This window comes from Streptomyces botrytidirepellens, from assembly GCF_003721215.1.
GTDB lineage: Bacteria > Actinomycetota > Actinomycetes > Streptomycetales > Streptomycetaceae > Streptomyces > Streptomyces himastatinicus.
On the sequence record NZ_RIBZ01000594.1, the window covers coordinates 1 to 3,918 of the forward strand.

Sequence of the window (3,918 nt, forward strand, 5' to 3'; positions counted from 1 at the left end):
CGGGCTCGGCCTGGGCCGCCGGAGCGGGCTCGGCGGCCGGGGCGGGGGCTTCGGCCGGGGCGCCCTCGCCGTCGTCGATGACGGCCAGCTCGGCGCCGACCTCGACCGTCTCGTCCTCGGCCACCTTGATGGACGTCAGCACACCGGCGCTGGGCGCCGGGATCTCGGTGTCGACCTTGTCGGTCGAGACCTCGAGCAGCGGCTCGTCGGCCTCGACGCGCTCACCTTCGGCCTTGAGCCAGCGGGTGACGGTGCCCTCGGTCACGCTCTCGCCGAGCGCCGGCAGGGTTACGGATACCGCCATGGTGTTCGGTTGCTCCTTAACGATCTGTGCGGAATGGGTCGCGCGCTCGGACTACTAGTCGTGGGAGTGCAGCGGCTTGCCGGCAAGTGCCAGGTGGGCCTCGCCGAGCGCCTCGTTCTGGGTGGGGTGGGCGTGGACGAGCTGCGCGACCTCGGCCGGCAGCGCCTCCCAGTTGTAGATCAGCTGAGCCTCGCCGACCTGCTCACCCATGCGGTCACCGACCATGTGGACGCCGACGACAGCACCGTCGCGGACCTGGACGAGCTTGATCTCGCCCGCGGTCTTGAGGATCTTGCTCTTGCCGTTGCCCGCGAGGTTGTACTTCAGGGCGACGACCTTGTCCGCACCGTACAGCTCCTTGGCCTTGGCCTCGGTGATGCCGACGGAGGCGACCTCGGGGTGGCAGTACGTCACCCGGGGCACGCCGTCGTAGTCGATCGGAACGGGGTTCTGGCCGGCCAGCCGCTCGGCCACCAGCATGCCCTCGGCGAAGCCGACGTGGGCGAGCTGGAGCGTCGGGACCAGGTCACCGACGGCCGAGATGGTCGGCACGTTGGTCTGCATGTACTCGTCGACGAGGACGAAGCCGCGGTCCATGGCGACCCCGGCCTCCTCGTAGCCCAGGCCCTGGGAGACCGGGCCGCGGCCGACGGCCACCAGGAGCACCTCGGCCTCGAAGGTCTTGCCGTTCTCCAGCGAGACCTTGACGCCGTCGGCGGTGTACTCGACGCCCGAGAAGCGCGAGCCCAGGGAGAAGTTGATGCCGCGCTTGCGGAAGGAGCGCTCCAGCAGCTTGGAGCTGTTCTCGTCCTCGACCGGGACGAGGTGGGGAAGCGCCTCGACGATCGTGACGTCGGCCCCGAAGGACTTCCACGCGGAGGCGAACTCGACGCCGATGACGCCGCCGCCCAGCACGATCGCGGACTGCGGAACCCGGTCCAGGACCAGCGCGTGGTCCGAGGAGATGACGCGGTTGCCGTCGATCTCCAGGCCGGGGAGGGACTTCGGCACCGAACCGGTGGCGAGCAGGATGTGGCGGCCGGTGTAGCGCTCGCCGTTCACATCGACGGAGGTCGGCGAGGACAGCCGGCCCTCGCCCGTCACATAGGTGACCTTGCGGGACGCGATCAGACCCTGGAGACCCTTGTACAGGCCCGTGATCACGCCGTCCTTGTACTTGTGCACACCCTCGATGTCGATGCCCTCGAAGGTGGTCTTCACGCCGAATTCCGAGCCCTCACGAGCCTGGTCGGCGAGTTCACCGGCGTGCAGCAGGGCCTTCGTGGGGATGCAGCCGCGGTGCAGGCAGGTGCCGCCCAGCTTGTCCTTCTCGATCAGGGCGACGTCCAGACCCAGCTGCGCCGCGCGCAGGGCAGCGGCGTAACCGCCGCTACCGCCTCCGAGGATCACTAGGTCGAAAACGGTGCTGGCGTCGTTCGCCACGTCACGTCCTCCATGCATGGGTGCGCCGGGCCGACCGTGGGTGGCCGGGCGGCGGCGGTTGTTCGGCCGCTTCTTGCTCGCAGCCCTGGTGTGGGGGCCCTGTCCTGCCGGGCAACATCTTCGCACTTGTTGACGGGAGGCGGGACGCGGGGCCGCTGTGTGAGATATCTCTGGACTCGGGTCCAGGGGTTACTCGGCAGTACCCGGTAAGGGGTTTCCCCGTCAGCCTAGGTCCCCGTCGGCGGTGCGCTCCGCCAGCCGCACCAGGGTGCGGACCGCGGAGCCCGTGCCGCCCTTGGGGGTGTAGCCGAACGGACCGGACTCGTTGAAGGCCGGACCCGCGATGTCCAGGTGACCCCAGGCGATCCCGTCCTCCACGAACTCCTTCAGGAAGATACCGGCCACCAGACCGCCACCCATGCGCTCGCCCATGTTCGCCAGATCGGCGACCGGGGACTCGATGCTCTTGCGAAGATCGGCCGGCAGCGGCATCGGCCACGACGCCTCGCCCACCTCGTCCGCGATCTCGTGCAGCGCGGTGCGGAACGCGTCGTCGTTCGACATGATCCCGAACGTGCGGTTGCCCAGCGCCAGGACCATCGCCCCGGTCAGCGTCGCCACGTCCACGATCGCGTCCGGCTTCTCCTCGCACGCGCGGGTGAGGGCGTCGGCGAGCACCAGCCGGCCCTCGGCGTCCGTGTTGAGCACCTCGACGGTCTTGCCGCTGTACATCGACAGCACATCGCCGGGGCGCGTCGCCGAACCCGACGGCATGTTCTCGGCCAGCGCCAGCCAGCCGGTGACGTTGACCCGCAGCCCCAGCTTGGCGGCCGCCACCACCGTGGCGAACACCGCGGCCGCGCCGCTCATGTCGCACTTCATGGTCTCGTTGTGACCGGCCGGCTTCAGCGAGATGCCGCCCGAGTCGTAGGTGATGCCCTTGCCGACCAGTGCGAGCGTCTTCTCCGCCTTGGGGTGGGTGTACGCGATCCGCACCAGCCGCGGCGGGGCGTCCGAGCCCTGGCCCACGCCCAGGATGCCGCCGTAGCCGCCCTTGGTGAGGGCCTTCTCGTCCAGCACCTCCGTCTTCAGGCCGTGCTCCTTGGCCGCGGTCACGGCGGCCGCCGCGAACGAGGCCGGGTCGAGCACGTTCGACGGGGTGTTGATCAGGTCGCGGGCCCGGTTGACCTCGGCGACCAGCGCCGTGGCGCGCTCGGCCGCCGCCTTGTACGCCTTGTCGCGCGGCTTGGCGCCGAGCAGGGCCACCTCGGCGAGCGGACCGTTGTTCTTCTTGTCCTTGTCGCCCTTGGCGTCCTTGGCGTCCTTGCCGTTCTTCGCGCCGTTGCTGTTGCCCTTGTCGTACGCGTACGCACCGAGCAGCGCGCCCTCGGCGACCGCGGCCGCGTCCGCCGCGTCCTCGACCGGCAGCGCGAACGCGCCCTTCTTCGACCCCGCCAGCGCCCGGGCGGCCGCGCCCGCGGCACGGCGCAGCGCCTCGGCGTCGAAGCCGTCGCCCTTCGCCGGGGCCTCGCCCAGGCCGACCGCCAGCACGACCGGGGCCTTGAGCCCGGACGCGGCGGGCAGCTTGGTCACCTCACCCTCGGCGCCCGTCGCGCCGAGCGTCTCCAGAACGGTGGCGAGCTTCCCGCCGAACGCCTTGTCCACGGCCTCGGCGCCCGGGGCGACGACCGGGCCCTTGGGCCCCTTCGCCACGCCGACGACGACGGCATCCGCGCGCAGCGACGCGGCGGAGGAGGTGCTGAGAGTCAGTGCAGTCACAGTGGTCGGGTCCCTCTTCCGGTTCCGGTGGTTCCGGCCGACGTCTTGGGTGGTCGGCCGTGCGGCCCAGCTTATTCCGAGGCGCGGTGCGCCTCCTGAGCCCATGATCCGTGACGCGGGGGCCCCTGTGTTGCCCTATGCCCTCAGCCGAAGGTGATCACCAGCAGGGTCGCCGTGGCGGCGGTTTCGGCGAGGGCGCCGAAGACGTCCCCCGTCACCCCGTCGAAGCGGCGCACACAGTGGCGCGACAGCAGATCGGCGGCCGCGAGCCCGGCCAGCGCCGCCAGCCCGTACATCGGCATGGCGTACACATCGACCAGCGCGCCCGCCCCCGCGCACGCGACGACGGCCAGCGCCGCCGCAGCGACGGCCGCCCGCGGCGGCACCACCCC

Annotated in this window: 4 protein-coding genes; all 4 read right to left on the reverse strand. The window is 71.1% G+C overall.

The window, feature by feature from the left end:
• A partial coding sequence (locus tag EEJ42_RS33350; protein WP_342778366.1) for a biotin/lipoyl-containing protein occupies window positions 1-304 on the reverse strand: 304 nt, incomplete at its 3' end.
• Between the two features lie 54 nt (window positions 305-358).
• Window positions 359-1,747: a dihydrolipoyl dehydrogenase gene (gene lpdA, locus EEJ42_RS33355; RefSeq protein WP_123105757.1), complete on the reverse strand. Its 1,389-nt coding sequence runs from the start codon at window positions 1,745-1,747 to the stop codon at window positions 359-361.
• A 222-nt stretch (window positions 1,748-1,969) separates the two neighbouring features.
• Window positions 1,970-3,526 carry a leucyl aminopeptidase gene (locus EEJ42_RS33360; protein WP_123105759.1) on the reverse strand — a complete coding sequence of 519 codons (1,557 nt, stop codon included), beginning with the start codon at window positions 3,524-3,526 and terminating at the stop codon, window positions 1,970-1,972.
• A 143-nt stretch (window positions 3,527-3,669) separates the two neighbouring features.
• Window positions 3,670-3,918, reverse strand: a 249-nt coding sequence (locus EEJ42_RS33365) for an adenosylcobinamide-GDP ribazoletransferase (protein WP_184503399.1), incomplete at its 5' end; no start/stop codon positions are given.